Below are 21026 nucleotides of genomic sequence, written 5' to 3' on the forward strand. Positions count from 1 at the left end.
TTGTGGGAGCGGGCTTGCTCGCGAAGGGCGCGCCACGGTCTTACTGACTCAACGCCGCAAATAAGAGCCGAAATCAATATCCCCGGCACTCAGGATCGCCTGCACCCGATTGTGCACGTTGAGTTTGCGCAGGATCGCCGAGACGTGGGCCTTGACCGTGGTTTCGGCGATTTCCAGGGTGTAGGCAATCTGCTTGTTCGATTCGCCCTTGGTCATCCGTTCCAGCACTTGCAGTTGCTTGCGGGTAAGGGCCTGGAGCAGTTCGGGCGGGAAACTCGGGGTGTCGTTCATCCGCCGGTGCGTATTGCTTTTGGCGGTGCGGATAATATCCGGGGGTAGATAGACGTTGCCATTGAGAATCTGCTGGATAGCGTCGGTCATCTGGGTGCGGGGCGAAGACTTGGTGATGAAACCCACCGCGCCATAGGTGATGGCTTGCAGTACGATCTGTTTGTCTTGCTCGGCGGAGACAATCACCACCGGAATGGTTGGCGCTTCGTTGCGCAGGTTGATCAGGCCATTGAGGCCGTGCATGCCGGGCATGTTCAGGTCGAGCAGGATCAGGTCCAGGTCGTCGTGTTCCTGGGTCAGGGCCAGGGCGCTGTCCAGGTCGGCGGTTTCCATCACCTCGGTTCCGGCAAAGCCGTCGCTGATGACGTTGTGTATGGCTTCGCGAAACAGTGGGTGATCGTCGGCAATCAAGATTTTGTACATAGCCTTTCACCTCATTTTTTTGATTATGGTGTGGCAACAACACGCACGCGTAAAGCTCAGGGAAAGGGTTCGGGTCGGGCTGGCGTTACCGGCAGGTTGGCCGCTTGCCAGGCGTCCAGGCCATCGCGATACCAATACAGTGTCTTATAGCCCATGGTGGCGGCGCGTTTGACCGCATTCCAGCTCAACCAGCAGTCGGAGCGGCAGTAGAAGACCAGCGGTTGCGTCGAGTCGCCGGCAGTCAGCTTTTTCAGATTGCCGGCAAAGTAGTCCTGCCATTGCGGCGTCAGGTCGCCATCCCCGGTATTGGCCAGCCAATAACTGCCGGGCAGGTTTTCGTGACGCTGGTCTTCGATGAACTGGCCTTGCAGCCATTGTCGGCGGTAGACGTCGATCAGCAGCGGACGCGGGGTCTGTTCGAGCAGCCGTTGCAGGGCCTGTGTGTCGACGATGGTCGCGCCTGTCAATTGGTTCGGCGTCGGGCTGCGGTATAGCTCGATGCGATAGCCATCGGCGGAGAAGAGCGGGGTGTCGGCCTGCGCAACGCCCAGGACGAGGCTCAGCGCCAGGGCGGCAAAACAAGGGCGCAGCAAACAGCGTGGAGCACGCGGCATGGGGTCAGTCCTTATAGTTATGGACCTATTACATGCCAGTCGGGGGGCGTTGGGAATGCGACGATAGACAGGGAAACCAGTACTAAAGTCGTAATTTTTCCCTGTTCAATCAAAATCCCTCTGTAGGAGCGAGCCTGCTCGCGAAAGCGTTGTGTCAGTCAACTGATTTATTAAATGTGCCACCTTCGCGAGCAGGCTCGCTCCTACAGGGGGATTGTGTTGTCAGCTGGATTTGCGCAGGGCCGCATGCTGCGGATTGAAGGTCAGTACGGCGAGCAGCGCGAACAACAGTGTCAGCCCCGTGCATACCGCCAATGCCAGCGGATTGAAGCGTTCATACAGCGCGAAACGCACCAGCTCCACCGCATGAGTGAATGGGTTCAACGCACACAACCAGTACAACCACTCGCTGGCCTCGCGCATCTTCCACAGCGGATACAGCGCCGACGACAGGAAAAACATCGGGAAGATCACGAAATTCATCACCCCGGCAAAGTTCTCCAGCTGACGGATTGCGTTCGATAGCAACAAACCCAATGCGCTGAGCAGCAACGCCACCAACAGCAGGGCCGGCAACGCGATCAATAGGCCCATGGCCGGTGGCCGAACGCCGTAGACCCAGGCAATCGCCAGGAACGCATACACCTGCAACAGCGAAATCAATGCCGTGGCCAGCAGCTTGCTGCACAGCAGGAAGGTGCGCGGCAGAGGGCTGGTCAGCAGCACGCGCATGCTGCCCATCTCACGGTCATAGACCATCGACAGTGAGCCTTGCATGCCGTTGAACAGCAGGATCATGCAGGTCAGGCCTGGGATGATGTAGACCTCATAGGGAATATAGGTGTCGTAGGGCTCGATGATTGCGATCCCCAGCGCTGCGCGAAAGCCAGCGGCGAACACCAACAGCCACAGCAGCGGGCGCACCAGAGCGCTGAGAAAACGCGTGCGTTGCAGCACAAAACGCAGCCACTCGCGCAGCACAATACCGCTAAAACATTGCCAATAAGCTGTCATTGCAGGGCTCCTGAATTCGTCAGCCGAGTGAAGGCCGAACCGAGGTCGCCGCCGTGTTCCTGGCTCAGGGCGTGGGCCTGCCCACTCGCCACCAGCCGACCTTGATGCAGGATCAGCAGGTCATCGCTGGGCTGCACTTCGTCGAGCAGGTGGGTAGTCCAGAGCACGCTGATACGCTCCTCGCGACACAGGTTGCGGATGTGCTGGCTGAGCGCCAGGCGACTCGCCGGGTCGAGGCCGACACTGGCTTCATCGAGCAGCAACAGGCGCGGTTCATGCAGCAGGGCGCGGGCAATTTCCACCCGGCGACGATGGCCGCCATTGAGATCGCGTACCCGTTCGCGGCGGCGTTCGGACAGGGCCTGGCGGGCCAGTTCGGCGTCGACCCGAAGGTCGGTCTGGCGTCGGGACAATCCATGCAGTGCCGCGTGATAACGCAGGTTTTGCTCGACGCTGAGATCCAGGTCCAGCGTGCTTTGCTGGAACACCACGCCCAATTGGCAGAGCGCCGGGCGTGGTGCATTGCGCAATGAGCAGCCACCGATGCAGATCTCGCCGTGCTGCACATCATAGAGACGGGTCAGCAGGGCAATCAGGGTCGACTTGCCCGCGCCGTTGGGTCCCAATAACGCGGCGAAACGCCCGGGCTCCAGGCTGAAACTCACTTTGCGCAGCGCCTCGCGGGCGCCGTAGGCAAAGCTCAGCTCACTGACGGCCAGGGCGTTCATGGTGTCACCACCACGCCCCAGGGGTAACGCCCGACCTTCACCGATTTACTGACCTTGAGGCTGTCGACATCGATCACCGAGACATCGCCGCTGACGCCGTTGGTGGCCAGTAACTGTTTCTGATCCGGGGTAAATGCCATCTGCCAGACCCGTCGACCCACCAGCAGATAGTCAAGAATCTCGAAGGTCTTGGCATCGATGACCGCTACATGATTAGCCGGGCCCAGGGCGACAAAGCCGTATTTGCCATCGGCGCTGAGCTTGATGCCGACCGGCTGGACCTTGTCCGGATGCACCCCTTTGATCTTGAAGTTCAGGGTAGTGAGCACGTTGCGGGTGGCCACATCGAGAATGGTCACGGTGCCGCCGATTTCTGCCGAAGCCCAGAGTTTCGCGCCATCGGGGGAGAACTCGACGAAGCGCGGGCGCTGGTCCACCAGGGTGCTGTCGGCCAGGGTCTGGGTGCTGGTGTCGATCCAGTGCAGCATGTTGGTGGTTTCACTGGTGTTGACCGCCCACTTGCCGTCAGGGCTGACGGCCATGCCTTCGGGTTCGACACCGACTTCGATCTGGCCGAGCACCTTGGAGGTCTCGGTATCGATCACCGTCACTAGCGCATCGTCTTCGTTGGAGACGTACAACCAGCGATTGTTAGGGTGCAGGGCAAATTGCTCAGGGTCTTTGCCCGAGGGCAACTCCTTGATGATCTTACGCGTGGCTACCTCCATCACCTGTACGCGGTCCGAGTCGCTGGCGCAGATGTACAGCAACTTGTTGTCATGGGACAGCAGCAACCCCCGGGGGCGCTGGCCGACGGGCAGGGTGTCGGTGACTTGCAGGGTTTGCATGTCGATCAGGCTCAGGTTGTTGTCCTTTTCGTTGGACACCCAGGCAGTGCTGGCTACGGCATGGCCGGCGACGAGGAGCAGGGCGCATGAAAGCAGGGTGCGGCGCATGGCAGATTCCTTGTTGTTGTGATTATCGGATCAGGGAAAGCGGCACGTGACCTCGGGCTTGTCGTAGCCCAGGCTGTCCATCTCGTTGAAGGGGTGTAGAAAGCCATCCTGGGGTGAAGTGCTGACCAGCGCCCGGGGCTGGACGATGGGAATTGTCTGGCGCAACTGACCGTTCCACGGCCGATAGCTGAGCTTGCGACCCTTGAAACCGTCGAGCGGCAACTGATCGCTGATTTCAAGCGTTCGGATCGCCATCGGCTCGGCCTGGCGCAGTTTGCTGACGGCACTGGCGATACTGCGCACGGCCATCCAAGCCGCGAAATCCCGGTCATTCATCCAGCGTCCGCTCAGGGCTTCGAAGCGTTTTTGCAGCTGTGCGGCACCGTAGGTTTCCACGGTTTTGTGCCAGCCCACCGGGGTCAGGCCCTGAGTGCCGGCGACCGGGCGCGGGTACCAGGTCTGGTAGGGCACGTATTCGCCAAAGTCGCCGCGTTCATCGGCCACCAGTACCACGTCGTACTCGGCGGTCTGGGTGAACAGAGGCATGTCGGCCTGGGCGCTGCGGCGTTGGTCGTTGTCGAAGCTCCAGGGTTTTTCCGCAACCAGTTGCAAGCCAAAGCGCTTGGCGGCGCGGCGCAGGGCGGAGGCATAGGCTTGATCGTCCGCGGTCGGGCCGACGATCAACAGCGCCCGTTGCCATTTACGCACCACCAGAAATTGCGCGAGGGCATCGGCGAGCATCGCCCGGCTCGGCAAGGTGTGCAGCACATTCGGCAGACAATCGGTAGTGCGCAGGCTGTCATCGGGGCTGCCAGCGTTGAACAGCAAGCTGTCGGGCATTGCCGCACTCAATTGGCGCAGGCTGCCCGCAGGGGCATTCACCACAAACAGGCGCAAGCCCTGTTGATGTTGAACCTTCGCTGCTTCGAGCAAGGCCTCGGGGCTGTCGACGCTGGCGCTCTCCAGGCTGTAGCCGTGGTTGAGAAACCGCCCGGTGCTGTTGCTGTCGGTGATCGCCAGTTCAGCGCCGCGCAGCCCGGCATCCGTGGGCTCGGGGATGACGTTCGACAGTAGCGGGCCGGGGTCGGGACGATAACCCAGATAGCCGATCCGCACTTGCAACGGCGCGTCGGCGGCCTGGCTCTGGGTGGCCAGTCCAGCGGCGCAGGCAATCGCCAGCAGATAGATCAGGGCGTAGGGGGCAAGCTGGCGCATAAGGCTCTCCATGACGTTAGCGCCAGCATAGGAAGCCTGTGGTGCAGTGAAAATATGCAGAAAGTACCAGCGGGCCAGTACCAAGGTAGTAGCTCGACCCCAGTGGAGCGGTTTTAGCATGGACAGCAACGGCCATGACTCTGGAAGGAATTGCCCATGCGTGTCGTCAAAGCGCTGCTCCTGCCGTTTTTGCTGATCCTGACCCTGATCGGCGTCGACCGGCTCCACGGCCCGCGACCGTTGCCGTTACAAGTCATGCCCGCGTCACTGGTGCGCTAGGCATGTCGGCGCTGTGGCGAATCAACCTGTGGGTCTGCGGCTTTTTTGCCCTGGTCACCCTGGCGTGCACGGTGTTGCTGATGCACCAGGCGCTGGAGGATGTGACGCGTGAACTGCAATCGGCTGAAGCAGTGGTGGAATACCTGAGCGAAACGGCCGCACGCGATCCCGCCAGCCTGCAACCACGCCTGACCGCAAGCCTGCGCCACGTGCGTGTGCGCTGGCTGACAGAGGGTGAACGGGCGCCGGTGCCGGAGCGGGCAGGGCTGGATGCCTGGCTCGGCCGCATGCTGTTCGTCGATGTCCGTCATGACGCAAAGGTGCTGGCGCTGACGGATGGTCGACGCGTGCAAATCGCCGTGGACCCGCGTGATGAAATCGACGAAGTCTGGGATTCCCTGCAACAACTGCTGAGCCTGTGCGCGATGGCGCTGATGCTCAGCCTGTTGACCATCCGTTGGGCGGTGCGGCGCGGCGTGGGCTTGCTCGACGAACTACTGCGGGCCTTGCAGCAGGTGTGCGCTGGCCAGCTCAAGGTGCGCTTGCCCACGCAAGGATTGCCGGAGGCGCGGCAACTGGCGGTGCATTTCAACCGCATGACGGCCACGCTGGAACAGGCCGGTGCCGACAACACCCGGCTGACCCAGACGCTGCTGGCCGTGCAGGAGCAGGAACGGACACAGTTGGCCCAGACCCTGCACGACGATCTCGGCCAATACCTGGCCGGCATTCGTGCCCAGGCTTGTCTGTTGCGCCTGGTTGCCGACCAGCCCGAGACCGTCGAGCGCACGGTGCGCCAACTGGAGCACAACTGCGAACATTTGCAGCGAGGCTTCCGGGCATTGGTGCACAACCTCTATCCGGTGGTCCTGCAACATTTGCCGTTGGCCGAAGCCGTCGCCTTATTGGTGGAGCAATGGCAGGCCAGGCAAGGCATTGCGTGTCAGCTGCGGATCAGCGCGCAACTGCCGGCGCTATCGGCACCAGACAAGACTCACCTGTACCGCTTTCTGCAGGAGGCTCTGACCAACATCGCCCGGCATGCCGACGCCAGTCAGGTACGGGTTCGCCTGCAACACCACGGCGCTCATTTGCGTTTACTGGTGCGCGATAACGGTCGCGGCGCGCTGTCACCCCAGCGTCCTGGCGTTGGCCTGCATTCGATGCGTGAACGTGCCCGTAGCCTGGGCGGCGATCTGCGTATCTACAGCCACCCCGGCGCCGGTTGGGCGCTGGCCTTGAGCATGCCTTTGGAGGCTTGATGAATATTCTGTTGGTCGATGATCACGCGGTAGTCCGCCAAGGCTACTCCAGCCTGTTGCGTGCGCTGTTACCGGCAATGGAGGTGCGGGAAGCCGCGAGCGGCGAAGAGGCGTTGATTCGGGTCCAGGAACGCGTGCCGCATCTGGTGATCATGGATTTTGGCCTGCCGGGCATCAGCGGCCTGGAAACCACCCGGCGCTTGCGGCAACGCTTGCCGCAACTGCGGATCTTGTTTTTCAGCATGCACGATGAACTGCCGTTGGTGCGTCAGGCGCTGGATGCCGGGGCGACAGGCTATCTGACCAAAAGCTCGGCGCCGCAGGTGTTGATCGAAGCGGTGCGACGCGTGCTCGCCGGGCATGCCTACATCGATCAACCGCTGGCCACTCAATTGGCCTGTCGGCAGGATGCCAGCGACCCACGCTTGCACAGCATGACTCCGCGCGAACTGGAGATTTTCGTCATGCTCGCCAAAGGCACCCCGGCGCGCCAGATTGCCGAGCAGTTGAATATCAGCAGCAAAACCGTTTCCAACCACCTGACGTTGCTCAAGAGCAAACTGCAGGTCAGCTCCCATGCCGAACTGGTGCACTTGGGCATTGATATGGGCGTGGTGCGCAAGGCAGGTTGAATCATCATCACGGCGACACATGGCTTTCTGCAGGAGCGAGCAAGCTCGCTCCTGCAATTGGAAGTGGTGAATTCAGTTCATTTGTCCCACGTTGTCGGGCATCCCGTGCAGCCTTCCATGTTCGCATCCTGAAAGTTCGCGTAGTGCTGGCGCGAGCCGCTGAGGTTGGCTCCTGCGAGGTTGCTTTCGCCCAGCTTGGCTTCTTGCAGATTGGCGTCGCTGAGGTTGGCGTCCTTGAGGTCGGCCTTGCTCAGCCAGGTCATTTCCAGGTCGGCGGCGCGCAGGTTGCTGTGGTGCAGCCGGGCGCCGGAGAGGCGGGCGAATTGCAGGTAGGCGGCGCTGAGATCGGCGTTCTCGAATTGCGCGCCCTGGGCGAACATGCCCCAGCCCTGGACCGCCACCAGCGTGGCGCTACTGAAATCGGCCAGGCGCAGGTTGCTTTGTTGCAGGCTGGCGCGGGTCAGGTTGGCACCTTGCAGGCGGGCCTTTTCCAGATTGGCGAGATCGAGACGCGCATGACGCAAGTCAGCATCGCGCAGGTCGGCGCCGCTGAGGTTCATGTTGCGCAGGTCCTGGTTGCTCAGCTTGGCTCCCTTGAGGTTGGCATTGGGACACTGGCTGTGTTCGGCGATGGTGCAGCCGTTGATGATAAGCGGGGTGTCGTCGTCGGCGGCGGCGTAAGCGGTGGCAACGCTCAATAGAAGCAGTAGCGGTAGAGACTTCATGGCAGGGTCCTTTGGCTTCCCTTGTGCGAGCCTGCTCGCGATGGTCGTCAACGTTCGCGCGGGTTGTCTGGTGCCCAGCGCCGGTCTCGGGTCCATCGCGAGCAGGCTCGCTCCTGCAAGGGGTGGTGGCGGTTTTACTTCTGGGCTGTCTTGTTATCCCAGCTCGGAATCTTGAACACCCAGAACGATCCGCCCTGAGCCACCGGTTTGGTCAGCTCGGCCATGTCGCCGCCCCACAGCGGCACCGCGCCGCCGTAGCCGACGGTCACGCCGATGTACTGCTCGCCGTCCTGTTCCCAGGTGATCGGTGGCGAGACGATGCCGCTGCCGGTCTGGAACTTCCACAGTTCCTTGCCGGTTTTCGCGTCGAAGGCCTTGAAGAATCCGTCACCCGTGCCGGTGAACACCAGGTTGCCCTTGGTCGCGAGCACGCCGGCCCAAAGCGGCAAGTGTTCCTTGTGTTCCCAGACCACTTTGCCGGTGGTCGGGTTCATTGCCCGCAGGGTGCCGACGTGATCGTCATACATGCGCTTGATGCGAAATCCCATGCCCAGATACGCCGAGCCTTTCTTGTAGTTGACCTCTTCGGTCCAGTATTCCTCTTTCCACTGGTTGCCCGGGATGTAGAACAGGCCGGTGTCCTGGCTGTACGCCATGGGATTCCAGTTCTTGCCTCCGAGGAACGGTGGCGAGACTTCTACCGGTTTACCCTTGGTTTCTCCCGGCAACGGTTTGGCTGGCCGCTGGCCCTCGTTCTCGACCGGGCGTCCGGTCTTGAGGTCGATGTGGCTGGCCCATGTGATGTTATCGACGAAAGGAAAGGCGTTCTGCAATTTGCCGTTGTTGCGATCGACCACATAGAAGAAGCCGTTACGGTCGGCATGGCCGGTGGCCTTGACCGTTTTGCCGTCTTTGTCCTTGTAATCGAACAGCACCAGTTCGTTGTTGCCGGAGAAATCCCAGGCGTCGTTCGGCGTGTGCTGGTAGAACCATTTCACTTCGCCGGTGCTCGGGTCGACACCGACCTGACCTGAGGTGTAAAGGCTGTCGTAGTCATGCGGGTTGCCATCCTTGGCGGTGCGCGCCCAGGTGTTCCATGGACCGGGGTTGCCGGCGCCGACAATGATGGTGTTGGTTTCAGCATCGAAACTGGCGCTCTGCCAGGGCGCACCGCCACCATGGCTCCAGGCCTCGACCTTGCCGGTTTCGGTGGTCGGATCGTTGGGCCACGACGGCGCCTTGACGTCGCCGGTCGGCGTACTCTCCTTGCCATTCAGACGGCCCATGTGGCCTTCGACAAACGGCCGCATCCACACCTCTTCACCGGTGTCCGGATCGCGGGCGTAGAGCTGGCCGACCACACCGAATTCATCCCCGGAGCTGCCATGGATCAGCAGCACCTTGCCGCTGGTCTTGTCCTTGATCAACACGGGTGCACCCGTCATGGTGTAGCCGGCGGCGTGATCTCCAAACTTCTTGTTCCACACCACTTTGCCGGTGTTCTTGTCCAGGGCGATCAGGCGTGCATCGAGGGTGCCGAAGTAGATCTTGTCGCCGAAGATTGCCGCGCCACGGTTGACCACGTCACAGCACGGGCGAATGTTGTCTGGCAGGCGATGGTTATAGGTCCATAGGCGTTTACCAGTCTTCGCATCCAGGGCGAATACCCTTGAGTACGAACCGGTGACGTACACCACGCCGTCGCTGACGATGGCCTGGGATTCCTGGCCGCGCTGTTTCTCGTCGCCAAAGGAGTAGGACCAGGCCGGCGTCAGTTTGAACACGTTCTTGTCGTTGACTTGCGCCAGCGGGCTCCAGCGCTGGGCGTTGGTGCCCATGCCGTATTGCAGCACGTCCCTGGTGGTCAGGTGATCGTTGGCGATGTCTTCCCAGCTCACGTTTTTGGCGGAGGCCGGTGCGGTCCCGGCAAATCCGGTCGCGCTCAGGGACAGGCTGCCGACCAGCACAAAAGCCTGTATGGCAACGGCCAAGGGGGAGTGGGCGGGTAGCGATCTTATTGTCATGGTTGCAGTTCCCAGTGGAGGTTTTGGCCTGCACAGGGTGGAGCGCCCCATAGGGTGGCGGATACGGAAAAAGTCCCGCCGTTGCCGGGAATACTTCCCATGGGCTACCTGATTTGGGCGTTCGTCCAAGGCCTTACTACCAAGGGATTAGATGGCGGCCACCAAAGCAGCATGGGGCCTGCGCGCCGGGCTTTCTAAGATGGCTGCCATAGCCTCTGCAAAGAGGTTTTGCGTGCAATCCTGAGGGCATGACAATGACAACAAAACGCAACGCCTTGCTCGTTACCGGGCTGCTGACCGGTCTTATCTGTGCGGGCTCCGTTTGGGCTCACGGCAATGTGGTGCCGCAAGCCGTCGCTACCCAGGGGCTGACCCCGATCAAGGACGCCGGTGTGCCACTCGACGCCGACGGCTGGGCCGCGACCAACCCCTATCGCACCGCTCCGGAACACGACAAAGCCGTGGAAATCGGTGCGTCGGCCTACAACCAGAACTGCGCGGCCTGTCACGGCCTGGAAGCCAAGTCAGGTGGCATCGCCCCGGACTTGCGCATGCTGGACGTGGGCGAAGCCGGCGATGAATGGTTCGTCGAGCGTGTGCGCCATGGCGCCGTGCGTGACGGTCGGGTGTACATGCCGAAAATGGCCGACTACCTGAGTCAGGAAGCCCTGTGGGCCGTGCGTACTTATCTGGACACCGTGCACGTCGAGGAGTGACCCATGCGTCTGCTCGCGGTGTTGATCAGTGCTGTGTGGCTGTGCTGCCAGGTGGCGCAGGCGCAGGTTCGCAATTACGACGAAATCATTGCCGCTGGCGAGCTGAAAGTGGCGGTCTACAAAGACTTCGCCCCCTACAGTTTTGAACGTGCCGGACAGCCTCGCGGTGTTGACGTCGAACTCGCCGAAGCCTTGGCCAAGGCGCTCGGCGTACGCTTGACGCTGATCTGGGCGCCGGCCGGGGAAAAGCTCGACGACGACCTGCGCGATTACATCTGGCGCGCCAGCGCCTTGCACAACCAGCAACTGGCCGACCTGATGATGCGCGTGCCGTACGACCGTGACTACGCGCAAAAACGCAACGAGTTCGGTGAGCTGGTGAACGGCCACGTGGTGATGTTCGGTCCGTACCAGAACGAACAATGGCAGGTGGCCTATGACCGTCGGCGGCTGGACAAGGTTGCCAGCGTTGCGGTGTTCGAACAGCACCCGATTGGCGTCGAAGTGGACAGCGTGCCGTCGTTCTACCTGACTTCGGTGTTCAACGGCATGCTTGCCGGCAAGACCCACCACTATCCGGACGTGCCTCAGGCGTTTGCCGCAATGAAGGCCGGTGAGATCGACGCGGTGATGGCCATGCGTGGCGAGATCGACTGGCAAGTGCATGTAGCGGCCGACCCGCAAGTGGCGCTGGCCGAGAACGCCTACCCGAACATGGGCAAACAGCTGTGGGAAATCGGCATGGCGGTACACGAAAGCAATCGTCAGCTGGCGTATGCCGTGGAAGAGGCGCTCGAAGGCCTGATCCGCGAAGGTGCGGTGAAAACCATCTACGGCCGTTACGGCCTGCGCTACGACGTGCCCGAGATGTATCAATAGGAGCAGGCGATGAAATGGCGAGGGAGTTGTCTGTTGGCCTGCTGGCTAAGCCTTTCGGCACAGGCTGACGCTATCGATCCTGGCAAAGACCCGGTGCCATCGGTGATGTGGACGTTCTATCAGCAGCAGTTCCTGGGCGATGCCCCGTTCGTTTTCGACGAGCGGGTCAAGTTGCTGGCGCCGCCATTTGCCGAAGATGCCCGGCAGGTGCCGCTGGAAGTCGACGCTCGGGCGTTCAAGGGCGAGGTGGTGAAAATCCTCGCCTGGGCCGAACTTAACCCGTTGCCGAAAATCGTCGACTTCCAGCCGCTGAATTCGGTTTTGCCCTGGCTGTCGTTGCGCATTCGAGTCGAACAGGCCACGCCCTTGCGTGCGGCCGTGCTGACGCGAGACGGCGTGTGGCATGTCGGTTCGACCCTGATTGACGCCGCCGGTGGCGGTTGCACCGCGCCAAGTGTGGTGCGTACGCAACCGGGCTGGGAAGAGCACATCGGCGAAGTGCTGGGCGGGCGATATCCCCGGGGTGAGTTCAGCCGCTTGCGGTTGCAGGTGGCGCATCCCATGGACAACGGCATGGTCAGCGGCATACCGGAATTTTTCATCAACCATGCCGAGTTGCGCGACCACGACGAGCAAGTGCTGGCCCGGCTCGAGCTGTTTCCGGCGGTCAGTGAAAACCCCAACCTGGCCTTCGACATCGAAGGGGCAGGGCAGACGCGTCTGCTGCTGCGGGACAACAGCGGCAATGAGTTCGATGCGTCGATTCCCTGACCCCAAGGAGCGTGGCATGCGCTGGATCCTCTTGATGCTGCTGAGCGTCTGTCTCTCGGCCCTGGCCGATCTTGAGTACGCGCTCAAGCCCCGGCAGATCGCCCAGGACACCTGGCTGCTGGAAGGCAGCACCGATAATTTTGCCAAGGCCAATGGCGGCAACATCGTCAACACTGCATTCATCGTCACCGAACGCGGCGTGGTGGTGATCGACAGCGGGCCGTCAAAGCGTTATGGCGAAGCGCTGCGCAAGGCGATTGCCGCCACCACCGACAAGCCGGTGATCGAGGTCTTGCTGACTCATCACCATCCGGACCATGTGCTGGGCAATCAGGCCTTCAGTGATGTGCCGATCAGCGCTTTGGTCGGCACCACTGAACTGTTGCGCGAGCAAGGCAACGCCATGGCCGAGAATATGTACCGGATGGTCGGCGACTGGATGCGCGGCACCGAAGTAGTGCTACCGACGCAGACGCTGACACCCGGCGTGAAAAGTTTTGGGAATCATGATCTGCGCTTGCTGAGCCTGGGTGGGCATACGGGCGCGGATCTGGCTATTCTCGACCAGCAAACCGGCGTGCTGTTTGCCGGGGACCTGGTGTTTTATCAGCGGGCGCTGACCACGCCCAACAGCCCGGGGCTGGCAGTATGGCTGGCGGACATCGCGACCTTGCAAGGCTTGCCCTGGACGTTGGTCGTGCCGGGTCATGGGCCGGTGTCGAGCGATCCACAACCGTTCGAGCAAATGCGTCATTACCTGTCCTGGCTCGATCAACTGATGCACGACGGCGCCGCCAATGGCAGCGACATGGCCGAGATGATCCGCAGCCCCATCCCTGAACGTTTCGCCGGGATCAACCTGAGCCGCTACGAACTGATCCGCAGCGTCAGCCATCTTTACCCGCGCTACGAGCGCGAGCGGATGACGCGGGTGGATTCTGCCAGCAAATAGTCAACCCGGATCCCCTGTAGGAGCGAGCCTGCTCGCGATGGTCGTTAACGATTACGCAAGCTGCCTGGATGAACGCGATGGTCTGACGTTTTTCGCGAGCATTCGAGCGTCGACCGGCTGCTCCTACAGGGGGCCGGTGCCGTTCACAAAATCTCGTGTCCATCTCATCCGACCTGCTACCAAGGAACTAGCAATCTCCACATTGCGGCCAATTGTTGCCAGGGCGGCGGCGCTCAAGAATCTGTACCAGACCGGGAAAATTTCCCGGGCATAACAAAAACTGCAGAGGAAGCCGTCATGACCCAACCCGCACGTCGTCAGCCCTTCGTCTTGAGCTTCTTGCTCAGTGCCATGCTGTTGTCCGGCCAGGCAATGGCCGGGGTTTCCGACCAGGACATTCTCCAGGATCCCAAGAACCCGGAACAGATCGTGACCAACGGCCTGGGCGTTCAGGGGCAGCGCTACAGCCCGCTGGATACTCTCAACGTCGACAACGTCAAGGAGCTGCGACCGGCCTGGGCGTTTTCCTTCGGCGGTGAAAAACAGCGCGGCCAGCAGGCGCAGCCGATGGTCAAGGACGGCGTGATGTACCTGACCGGTTCCTACTCGCGGGTGTTCGCCGTGGATGCGCGCACTGGCAAGAAACTCTGGCAGTACGATGCGCGCTTGCCCGATGACATCCGCCCTTGCTGCGATGTGATCAACCGTGGCGTTGCGCTGTACGGCGACCTGGTGATTTTCGGCACCCTCGACGCCAAACTCGTGGCGTTGAACAAGGACACCGGCAAGGTGGTGTGGAGCAAGAAAGTCGCCGACCACAAGGAAGGTTATTCGATCAGCGCCGCGCCATTGGTGATCAACGGCAAGCTGATTACCGGTGTGGCCGGTGGTGAGTTCGGCGTGGTTGGAAAAATCGAGGCCTACGACCCGAAAAACGGTGACCTGCTGTGGTCCCGTCCAACGGTCGAAGGCCACATGGGCTACGTCTACAAGGACGGCAAGGCAGTGGAGAACGGCATCTCCGGCGGCGAGGCGGGAAAGACCTGGCCGGGCGATCTCTGGAAAACCGGCGGTGCGGCGCCTTGGCTGGGTGGTTATTACGATCCGGAAACCAACCTGCTGCTGTTCGGTACCGGCAACCCGGCGCCATGGAACTCACACCTGCGTCCTGGCGATAACCTTTATTCGTCCTCGCGCCTGGCACTCAACCCGGATGACGGCACCATCAAGTGGCACTTCCAGAGCACACCGCACGACGGTTGGGACTACGACGGCGTGAACGAGCTGGTGTCGTTCAACTACAACGAAGGCGGCAAGGAAATCAAGGCAGCGGCCACTGCCGACCGTAACGGTTTCTTCTACGTGCTGGACCGCACCAACGGCAAATTCATCCGTGGCTTCCCGTTCGTGGACAAGATCACCTGGGCCAGCGGCCTGGATAAGAATGGCCGGCCAATCTACAACGATGCCGGCCGTCCCGGTGCACCGGGCTCCGAAGCCAAGGGCAGTTCGGTGTTTGTCGCGCCAGCATTCCTCGGCGCAAAAAACTGGATGCCGATGGCTTACAACAAAGACACCGGGCTGTTCTATGTGCCGTCCAATGAATGGGGCATGGACATCTGGAACGAAGGCATCGCCTACAAGAAAGGCGCGGCGTTCCTTGGCGCCGGCTTCACCATCAAACCGTTGAACGAAGACTACATCGGTGTGCTGCGGGCCATTGACCCGAAAACCGGCAAGGAAGTCTGGCGTCACAAAAACTTCGCGCCGCTGTGGGGCGGGGTGCTGACCACCAAAGGCAACCTGGTGTTTACCGGCACGCCTGAAGGCTTCCTGCAGGCGTTCAACGCCAAGACCGGCGAAAAGGTCTGGGAGTTCCAGACGGGCTCCGGCGTGCTCGGCTCACCCGTGACCTGGGAAATGGACGGCGAACAGTACGTCTCGGTGCTCTCCGGCTGGGGCGGCGCAGTGCCGCTGTGGGGCGGCGAAGTGGCCAAGCGCGTGAAGGACTTCAACCAGGGCGGCATGCTCTGGACCTTCAAGCTGCCCAAGGATCTGGTGGCCAAGCATTAACGCCAGACCACCACATAACCCGTGGGAGCGAGCTTGCTCGCGATGAGGCCGGCACATTCGCTATTGATGTCGACTGTCACACCGCTTTCGTCGGAACGCCGCCCGGAGCAAGCCCGCTCCCACATTTGGATTTGTGTGAAATCTACGACCAAATAACGAGAGCCCCTCCTGCCAACGATGCATTCGTCTGGCACGCGGGGCTCTCTAGTATCGGCGTATCGCCTGTCAGTACGACAGGCATCGACCCAGACAGAGGCCCACCATGATCTACGCACAACCCGGAACCCCAGGCGCCGTCATTACCTTCAAGTCGCGCTACGGCAACTTCATCGGTGGCGAATTCGTTGCCCCGATCAATGGCGAGTACTTCACCAACACCTCGCCAGTCACCGGTGAGGTGATCGCCGAATTCCCGCGCTCCAGCGCCGCCGACATCGACAAGGCGCTCGACGCGGCACATGCCGCCGCTGATGCGTGGGGCAAGACTTCGCCTCAGGACCGTTCCCTGGTGCTGCTGAAGATCGCTGATCGCATCGAGCAGAATCTTGAAGTACTGGCCGTTACCGAAACCTGGGACAACGGCAAGGCCGTGCGCGAAACCCTGAACGCCGACGTGCCGCTGGCCGCCGACCACTTCCGTTATTTCGCTGGCTGCATTCGCGCCCAGGAGGGCGGGGCGGCCGAGATCAACGAGCTGACCACGGCCTATCACTTCCACGAACCGCTGGGTGTGGTCGGGCAGATCATTCCGTGGAACTTCCCGCTGCTGATGGCCGCCTGGAAACTCGCCCCGGCGCTAGCCGCCGGTAACTGCATCGTGCTCAAGCCGGCGGAGCAAACGCCGCTGTCGATCATGGTTTTCGCCGAACTCATCGCAGACTTGCTGCCGGCAGGCGTGCTGAATATCGTCCAGGGTTTCGGCCGCGAGGCCGGCGAGGCCCTGGCCACCAGCAAACGCATCGCCAAGATCGCCTTCACCGGCTCGACCCCCGTCGGCGCGCACATCATGCATTGCGCCGCCGAGAACATCATTCCGAGCACCGTGGAGCTGGGCGGAAAATCGCCGAATATTTTCTTCGAAGACATCATGAACGCGGAACCGGCGTTCATCGAAAAAGCCGCCGAAGGGCTGGTGCTGGCGTTCTTCAACCAGGGCGAAGTCTGCACCTGCCCATCCAGGGCACTGGTGCAGGAATCGATCTACGAGCCGTTCATGGCCGAGGTGATGAAGAAGATCGTCAAGATCAAGCGCGGCAACCCGCTGGACACCGAGACCATGGTCGGTGCGCAGGCGTCCGAGCAGCAATACGACAAGATTCTTTCGTACCTGACCATTGCGCAGGAGGAGGGTGCCGAGCTGCTCACCGGGGGCGCGGCCGAACGTCTGGAGGGTGATCTGTCGAGCGGTTATTACATCCAGCCGACGTTGCTCAAGGGCCACAACAAGATGCGCGTGTTTCAGGAAGAAATCTTCGGTCCGGTGGTGGGCGTCACTACCTTCAAGGACGAAGCCGAAGCCTTGGCGATTGCCAACGACAGCGAGTTTGGCCTTGGCGCCGGGCTGTGGACCCGCGACATCAACCGCGCCTACCGCATGGGTCGGGCGATCAAGGCCGGGCGCGTGTGGACCAACTGCTACCACCTGTACCCGGCGCACGCGGCGTTTGGTGGCTACAAGAAGTCCGGTGTCGGTCGGGAGAATCACAAGATGATGCTCGATCATTACCAACAAACCAAAAACCTGCTGGTGAGCTACGACATCAATCCGCTGGGGTTCTTCTGATTCCTTAAGAACACTGAAAAAACCTGCGGGAGCGAGCTTGCTCGCGATGAGGTCAGCACATCCAACATCTATGTTGACTGTTGCGCCGTCATCGCGAGCAAGCTCGCTCCTACATTGGTTTTTGGTGTGTACAGAGTTTGGGCAACACACCCCCTACCAATTCCCCCCGCCCACTCCTTCGAAAGTAGCATTCGGGCACTCATCGCTCCGTGCATTAATGGCTCTACCGGAATCACCCGGCACAAGAAGAGGAATGATCCATGTGGACTAAACCCGCGTTTACCGATCTGCGCATTGGCTTCGAAGTGACGATGTATTTCGCCAACCGTTGATTGATCACCCGGCCAGCCGCTGCGTTGGCCGGGCCTGCCTTCTGGAGCATGCGCCATGCACATCCGCGTTCTCGGTTCCGCCGCTGGCGGCGGTTTCCCGCAGTGGAACTGCAATTGCCGCCAGTGCGCCGGTGTGCGCAACGGCAGCCTGCGGGCGCAGCGCCGTACGCAATCGTCGATTGCCCTGAGTGACGACGGTGTGCAGTGGGTGCTGTGCAACGCTTCACCGGACATTCGTGCGCAACTCGAGAGTTTTGCGCCACTGCAACCGGCACGACGCCTGCGCGATAGCGCCATCGCCGGCATCGTGCTGCTCGACAGCCAGATCGACCATTGCACCGGTTTGCTCAGCCTGCGTGAAGGTTGCCCGCACGACGTGTGGTGCACCGAGCGCGTGCATCAGGACCTGAGCACCGGTTTCCCGTTGTTCAACATGCTCGAGCACTGGAACGGTGGATTGCACTGGAAACCGGTCGGCCTAGATCTCCAGCCGTTCGGCATCCCGTCCTGCGGGCATTTGCAATTTCGCGCAATTCCCTTGGTGAGCAACGCGCCACCGTATTCGCCCAATCGCGGCAACCCGCAGCCGGGCGACACCATTGGCCTGTTCATCGAAGACCTGCGCAACGGCGGCTCACTGTTCTACGCGCCGGGCCTTGACCAAATCGATGAGCAAGTGCTGGGCTGGATGCAGCGTGCCGATTGCCTGTTGCTGGACGGCACCCTGTGGCGCGACGACGAAATGCGTATCTGCGAAGTCGGCCAGAGCCTGGGCAGCGATATGGGGCATTTGGCACAAAGTGGCCCCGACGGAATGCTTGAAGTGCTGGAGGGCTTTCCCCAGCAGCGCAAGGTGCTGATCCACATCAACAATACCAATCCGATCCTCGATGAAGACTCGGCCGAGCGGGCGTTGCTGGAACGGCGGGGAATTGAAGTGGCTTATGACGGCATGAGTATTGAGCTGTAGCGGCTGGCCCTATCGCGAGCAAGCTCGCTCCCACAGGAGACCGCATTGCAAATGTGGGAGCCAGCTTGCTCGCGAAGAGGCCAGTACAGGCACCGCAAGAAATTCCCGGAGAACAAAATGACTGGCATTCCCATGTCCCCCACAGAATTCGAAGCCGCCCTGCGCGCCAAGGGCGCCTACTACCACATCCACCATCCCTTCCACCAAGCCATGTACGCTGGCCGCGCCAGTCGTGAGCAGATCCAGGGCTGGGTCGCCAATCGCTTCTACTATCAGCTCAACATCCCCCTCAAAGACGCTGCGATCCTCGCCAACTGCCCGGACCGCGACGTACGCCGCGAATGGCTACAACGGATTCTCGACCACGACGGCGTCCCCGGCAGCGAGGGCGGTATCGAAGCCTGGCTGCGCCTGGGCGAAGCGGTGGGGCTGAAGCGTGAGCAGATCTTGTCCCAGGAACTCGTGCTGCCCGGCGTGCGATTTGCCGTGGACGCCTACGTCAATTTCGCCCGTCGCGCCTGTTGGCAGGAAGCGGCCAGCAGCTCGCTGACCGAGTTGTTCGCGCCGCAGATTCATCAGTCGCGGCTCGACGCCTGGCCCACCCACTACCCATGGATCGACGTCACCGGCTACGACTATTTCCGGACGCGCCTGAGCCAGGCCAGGCGCGATGTCTCGCACGGGTTGCGCATCACGCTGGCGCACTACGTGACCGCCGAGAGCCAACAACGCATGCTGGAAATCCTGCAGTTCAAGCTGGACGTGCTGTGGAGCATGCTCGATGCCATGAGCATGGCTTATGAACTGGAACGCCCGCCCTATCACACGGTCACCCGCGATAAGGTCTGGCACCGGGGGATCGCCCTGTGAGCCTGATCAATCGCCAGCAATCACCGGCCTTGCGCCGCGGATTTCGTCTGCAATGGGAGCCCCGTCAGGACTGTCATGTGTTGCTGTACCCCGAAGGCATGATCAAGCTCAACGCCAGTGCCGGGCAAATCCTCGACCTGGTGGATGGTCAGCGCAGCGTGGCGGCGATCATTGAACGGTTGAGCGAGAATTTCCCCGGCGTACCGGGAATCGACGAGGACGTGCTGGCGTTTCTGGAGGTGGCCCATGCGCAATTCTGGATCGAGTGAGACGCTGCCGGGGCCGCCGTTGTGGCTGCTGGCCGAGCTGACTTATCGCTGCCCGCTGCAATGTCCCTATTGCTCCAATCCTTTGGACTTCGCCCGGCACGGCGAGGAACTGAGTACGCAAGAATGGATTCGCGTGTTCCGCGAAGCGCGGGACCTGGGCGCGGCGCAGTTGGGTTTTTCCGGTGGAGAGCCATTGGTGCGCCAGGACCTCGCCGAACTGATCAAGGCCGCCCGGGACATGGGCTACTACACCAACCTGATCACCTCCGGCATCGGCCTGACCGAGCAGAAGGTGCGCGACTTCAAGGTGGCCGGGCTGGATCATATCCAGATTAGCTTCCAGGCCGCCGACGAGGCGGTGAACAACATGCTAGCCGGTTCACGCAAAGCCTTTGCACAAAAACTTGCCATGGCCCGTGCGGTGAAAGCCCAGGGCTATCCGATGGTGCTGAACTTCGTCACCCATCGGCACAACATCGATCGGATCGCGCAGATCATTGAGCTATGTCTGGAGCTGGAAGCGGATTTCGTCGAATTGGCCACTTGCCAGTTTTACGGTTGGGCGGAGCTCAACCGCGTCGGCCTGTTGCCCACCCGCGAGCAATTGCAGCGCGCCGAGCGCATCACCCACTCGTACCGCGAACGCCTCGAAGCCCAGGGCCATCCGTGCAAGCTGATCTTCGTCACCCCGGACTACTACGAAGAACGTCCCAAGACTTGCATGAACGGCTGGGCCAATCTGTTTCTCGACATCACTCCCGACGGCACGGTATTGCCTTGCCACAGCGCGCGACAGTTGCCGGTGGCGTTTCCCAATGTGCGTGAGCACAGCCTCTCGCACATCTGGAACGACTCGTTCGGCTTCAATCGTTTTCGCGGCGATGACTGGATGAAGGAGCCGTGCCGCTCCTGCGATGAAAAACACAAGGACCTGGGCGGTTGCCGTTGCCAGGCCTTCATGTTGACCGGCGATGCGAGCAATGCCGACCCGGTGTGCAGCAAGTCTGCGCACCATGGCGTGATTCTCAAGGCCCGCGAGGAAGCCGAGGCGCCGGGATTGGAGATCGAACACCTGACGCTGCGGAACGCGAAAGCTTCTCAGCTGATCTACCGCGGTTAGTCAGGCGCCATAGATCCCTGTAGGAGCGAGCAAGCTCGCTCCTACAGTGGGTTGCGGTGAATTTGAACGTGCTACCCATTGGTCTGATTGCATTCACAGCTGGATGGTTTAGTGTTGTTTCTATCTTC

Annotated in this window: 22 protein-coding genes; 14 read left to right on the forward strand and 8 right to left on the reverse strand. The window is 61.2% G+C overall.

All coding sequences use genetic code 11. From position 1 onward, the window contains the following. Nucleotides 1-48: 48 nt before the first annotated feature. From M5G20_RS02995 to M5G20_RS03020, 6 genes are all read right to left on the reverse strand, one after another. Nucleotides 49-714, reverse strand: a complete 666-nt coding sequence (locus M5G20_RS02995) for a response regulator transcription factor (protein WP_150700706.1) — start codon at nucleotides 712-714, stop codon at nucleotides 49-51. A 56-nt stretch (nucleotides 715-770) separates the two neighbouring features. Beyond that, nucleotides 771-1328: a PQQ-dependent catabolism-associated CXXCW motif protein gene (locus M5G20_RS03000; RefSeq protein ID WP_273917823.1), complete on the reverse strand. Its 558-nt coding sequence runs from the start codon at nucleotides 1326-1328 to the stop codon at nucleotides 771-773. 222 nt (nucleotides 1329-1550) lie between these two features. Next, nucleotides 1551-2342 carry an ABC transporter permease gene (locus M5G20_RS03005; RefSeq protein WP_273917824.1) on the reverse strand — a complete coding sequence of 264 codons (792 nt, stop codon included), beginning with the start codon at nucleotides 2340-2342 and terminating at the stop codon, nucleotides 1551-1553. Beyond that, the gene (locus M5G20_RS03010) at nucleotides 2339-3070 is read right to left on the reverse strand and encodes an ABC transporter ATP-binding protein (RefSeq protein ID WP_273917825.1); all 732 of its coding nucleotides are present in this window, start codon (nucleotides 3068-3070) and stop codon (nucleotides 2339-2341) included. Before M5G20_RS03010 ends, M5G20_RS03005 begins: the two co-directional genes overlap by 4 nt. Next, nucleotides 3067-4026, reverse strand: a complete 960-nt coding sequence (locus M5G20_RS03015) for a YVTN family beta-propeller repeat protein (protein ID WP_273917826.1) — start codon at nucleotides 4024-4026, stop codon at nucleotides 3067-3069. The genes M5G20_RS03010 and M5G20_RS03015 overlap by 4 nt, the downstream gene beginning before the upstream one ends. 30 nt (nucleotides 4027-4056) lie before the next feature. Then, nucleotides 4057-5241: an ABC transporter substrate-binding protein gene (locus M5G20_RS03020; protein WP_273917828.1), complete on the reverse strand. Its 1185-nt coding sequence runs from the start codon at nucleotides 5239-5241 to the stop codon at nucleotides 4057-4059. Between the two features lie 156 nt (nucleotides 5242-5397). On the opposite strand from M5G20_RS03020, the gene M5G20_RS03025 reads away from it, so the two are divergent. Genes M5G20_RS03025 through M5G20_RS03035 form a run of 3 tightly spaced genes read left to right on the forward strand, consistent with a single transcriptional unit; the run spans nucleotide 5398 to nucleotide 7414 of the window. Continuing rightward, complete coding sequence (locus M5G20_RS03025) at nucleotides 5398-5520, forward strand: hypothetical protein (RefSeq protein WP_273917829.1); 123 nt, start codon at nucleotides 5398-5400, stop codon at nucleotides 5518-5520. A 2-nt stretch (nucleotides 5521-5522) separates the two neighbouring features. Next, nucleotides 5523-6782, forward strand: coding sequence for a HAMP domain-containing sensor histidine kinase (locus M5G20_RS03030; RefSeq protein ID WP_273917830.1), 1260 nt, complete (start codon nucleotides 5523-5525; stop codon nucleotides 6780-6782). Beyond that, on the forward strand, nucleotides 6782-7414 hold the full coding sequence (locus M5G20_RS03035; RefSeq protein ID WP_273917831.1) for a response regulator: 633 nt from the start codon (nucleotides 6782-6784) through the stop codon (nucleotides 7412-7414). The genes M5G20_RS03030 and M5G20_RS03035 overlap by 1 nt, the downstream gene beginning before the upstream one ends. A gap of 77 nt (nucleotides 7415-7491) precedes the next feature. On the opposite strand, the gene M5G20_RS03040 is transcribed toward M5G20_RS03035, so the two are convergent. Both M5G20_RS03040 and exaA read right to left on the reverse strand, forming a co-directional pair. After that, on the reverse strand, nucleotides 7492-8139 hold the full coding sequence (locus M5G20_RS03040) for a pentapeptide repeat-containing protein (protein WP_273917832.1): 648 nt from the start codon (nucleotides 8137-8139) through the stop codon (nucleotides 7492-7494). 134 nt (nucleotides 8140-8273) lie between these two features. Then, nucleotides 8274-10163 carry a quinoprotein ethanol dehydrogenase gene (gene exaA, locus M5G20_RS03045; RefSeq protein ID WP_273917833.1) on the reverse strand — a complete coding sequence of 630 codons (1890 nt, stop codon included), beginning with the start codon at nucleotides 10161-10163 and terminating at the stop codon, nucleotides 8274-8276. Between the two features lie 254 nt (nucleotides 10164-10417). Here exaA and pedF point away from each other — a divergent pair, with 254 nt between their 5' ends. The 11 genes from pedF (at nucleotide 10418) to pqqE (ending at nucleotide 20898) form a co-directional block, all read left to right on the forward strand. After that, the gene (pedF, locus tag M5G20_RS03050; RefSeq protein ID WP_150700696.1) at nucleotides 10418-10879 is read left to right on the forward strand and encodes a cytochrome c-550 PedF; all 462 of its coding nucleotides are present in this window, start codon (nucleotides 10418-10420) and stop codon (nucleotides 10877-10879) included. 3 nt (nucleotides 10880-10882) lie between these two features. Beyond that, nucleotides 10883-11758: a substrate-binding periplasmic protein gene (locus tag M5G20_RS03055; protein WP_273917834.1), complete on the forward strand. Its 876-nt coding sequence runs from the start codon at nucleotides 10883-10885 to the stop codon at nucleotides 11756-11758. 9 nt (nucleotides 11759-11767) lie between these two features. Further along, on the forward strand, nucleotides 11768-12529 hold the full coding sequence (locus tag M5G20_RS03060; protein ID WP_273917835.1) for a quinoprotein dehydrogenase-associated SoxYZ-like carrier: 762 nt from the start codon (nucleotides 11768-11770) through the stop codon (nucleotides 12527-12529). 16 nt (nucleotides 12530-12545) lie between these two features. After that, nucleotides 12546-13481 (forward strand): quinoprotein relay system zinc metallohydrolase 1, encoded by a 936-nt coding sequence (locus M5G20_RS03065; RefSeq protein ID WP_273917836.1) that lies wholly within the window; start codon nucleotides 12546-12548, stop codon nucleotides 13479-13481. A gap of 297 nt (nucleotides 13482-13778) precedes the next feature. After that, a complete protein-coding gene (locus tag M5G20_RS03070) occupies nucleotides 13779-15554 on the forward strand; it encodes a PQQ-dependent methanol/ethanol family dehydrogenase (protein WP_273917837.1) in 1776 nt (591 codons plus the stop codon). Between the two features lie 262 nt (nucleotides 15555-15816). Beyond that, complete coding sequence (gene exaC / locus M5G20_RS03075) at nucleotides 15817-17337, forward strand: acetaldehyde dehydrogenase ExaC (RefSeq protein WP_273917838.1); 1521 nt, start codon at nucleotides 15817-15819, stop codon at nucleotides 17335-17337. A 260-nt stretch (nucleotides 17338-17597) separates the two neighbouring features. Next, nucleotides 17598-17669, forward strand: a complete 72-nt coding sequence (pqqA, locus tag M5G20_RS03080) for a pyrroloquinoline quinone precursor peptide PqqA (protein WP_003253598.1) — start codon at nucleotides 17598-17600, stop codon at nucleotides 17667-17669. A gap of 55 nt (nucleotides 17670-17724) precedes the next feature. Then, nucleotides 17725-18639: a pyrroloquinoline quinone biosynthesis protein PqqB gene (gene pqqB, locus M5G20_RS03085; protein WP_273917839.1), complete on the forward strand. Its 915-nt coding sequence runs from the start codon at nucleotides 17725-17727 to the stop codon at nucleotides 18637-18639. 117 nt (nucleotides 18640-18756) lie between these two features. Next, a complete protein-coding gene (gene pqqC / locus M5G20_RS03090) occupies nucleotides 18757-19509 on the forward strand; it encodes a pyrroloquinoline-quinone synthase PqqC (protein ID WP_273917840.1) in 753 nt (250 codons plus the stop codon). After that, complete coding sequence (gene pqqD / locus M5G20_RS03095) at nucleotides 19506-19778, forward strand: pyrroloquinoline quinone biosynthesis peptide chaperone PqqD (RefSeq protein WP_273917841.1); 273 nt, start codon at nucleotides 19506-19508, stop codon at nucleotides 19776-19778. Before pqqC ends, pqqD begins: the two co-directional genes overlap by 4 nt. Continuing rightward, complete coding sequence (gene pqqE, locus M5G20_RS03100) at nucleotides 19756-20898, forward strand: pyrroloquinoline quinone biosynthesis protein PqqE (RefSeq protein WP_273917842.1); 1143 nt, start codon at nucleotides 19756-19758, stop codon at nucleotides 20896-20898. Before pqqD ends, pqqE begins: the two co-directional genes overlap by 23 nt. The last annotated feature ends 128 nt before the right edge of the window (nucleotides 20899-21026 follow it).

This window comes from Pseudomonas sp. TNT2022 ID1044, assembly GCF_028656895.1.
Classification (GTDB): Bacteria; Pseudomonadota; Gammaproteobacteria; order Pseudomonadales; family Pseudomonadaceae; genus Aquipseudomonas; species Aquipseudomonas reinekei.

Coding starts and splice junctions, on each gene's coding strand:
- M5G20_RS02995 (WP_150700706.1), bottom strand. CDS start 714: ATGTACAAAATCTTGATTGCCGACGATCACCCACTGTTTCGCGAAGCC.
- M5G20_RS03000 (WP_273917823.1), bottom strand. CDS start 1,328: ATGCCGCGTGCTCCACGCTGTTTGCTGCGCCCTTGTTTTGCCGCCCTG.
- M5G20_RS03005 (WP_273917824.1), bottom strand. CDS start 2,342: ATGACAGCTTATTGGCAATGTTTTAGCGGTATTGTGCTGCGCGAGTGG.
- M5G20_RS03010 (WP_273917825.1), bottom strand. CDS start 3,070: ATGAACGCCCTGGCCGTCAGTGAGCTGAGCTTTGCCTACGGCGCCCGC.
- M5G20_RS03015 (WP_273917826.1), bottom strand. CDS start 4,026: ATGCGCCGCACCCTGCTTTCATGCGCCCTGCTCCTCGTCGCCGGCCAT.
- M5G20_RS03020 (WP_273917828.1), bottom strand. CDS start 5,241: ATGCGCCAGCTTGCCCCCTACGCCCTGATCTATCTGCTGGCGATTGCC.
- M5G20_RS03025 (WP_273917829.1), top strand. CDS start 5,398: ATGCGTGTCGTCAAAGCGCTGCTCCTGCCGTTTTTGCTGATCCTGACC.
- M5G20_RS03030 (WP_273917830.1), top strand. CDS start 5,523: ATGTCGGCGCTGTGGCGAATCAACCTGTGGGTCTGCGGCTTTTTTGCC.
- M5G20_RS03035 (WP_273917831.1), top strand. CDS start 6,782: ATGAATATTCTGTTGGTCGATGATCACGCGGTAGTCCGCCAAGGCTAC.
- M5G20_RS03040 (WP_273917832.1), bottom strand. CDS start 8,139: ATGAAGTCTCTACCGCTACTGCTTCTATTGAGCGTTGCCACCGCTTAC.
- exaA (WP_273917833.1), bottom strand. CDS start 10,163: ATGACAATAAGATCGCTACCCGCCCACTCCCCCTTGGCCGTTGCCATA.
- pedF (WP_150700696.1), top strand. CDS start 10,418: ATGACAACAAAACGCAACGCCTTGCTCGTTACCGGGCTGCTGACCGGT.
- M5G20_RS03055 (WP_273917834.1), top strand. CDS start 10,883: ATGCGTCTGCTCGCGGTGTTGATCAGTGCTGTGTGGCTGTGCTGCCAG.
- M5G20_RS03060 (WP_273917835.1), top strand. CDS start 11,768: ATGAAATGGCGAGGGAGTTGTCTGTTGGCCTGCTGGCTAAGCCTTTCG.
- M5G20_RS03065 (WP_273917836.1), top strand. CDS start 12,546: ATGCGCTGGATCCTCTTGATGCTGCTGAGCGTCTGTCTCTCGGCCCTG.
- M5G20_RS03070 (WP_273917837.1), top strand. CDS start 13,779: ATGACCCAACCCGCACGTCGTCAGCCCTTCGTCTTGAGCTTCTTGCTC.
- exaC (WP_273917838.1), top strand. CDS start 15,817: ATGATCTACGCACAACCCGGAACCCCAGGCGCCGTCATTACCTTCAAG.
- pqqB (WP_273917839.1), top strand. CDS start 17,725: ATGCACATCCGCGTTCTCGGTTCCGCCGCTGGCGGCGGTTTCCCGCAG.
- pqqC (WP_273917840.1), top strand. CDS start 18,757: ATGACTGGCATTCCCATGTCCCCCACAGAATTCGAAGCCGCCCTGCGC.
- pqqE (WP_273917842.1), top strand. CDS start 19,756: ATGCGCAATTCTGGATCGAGTGAGACGCTGCCGGGGCCGCCGTTGTGG.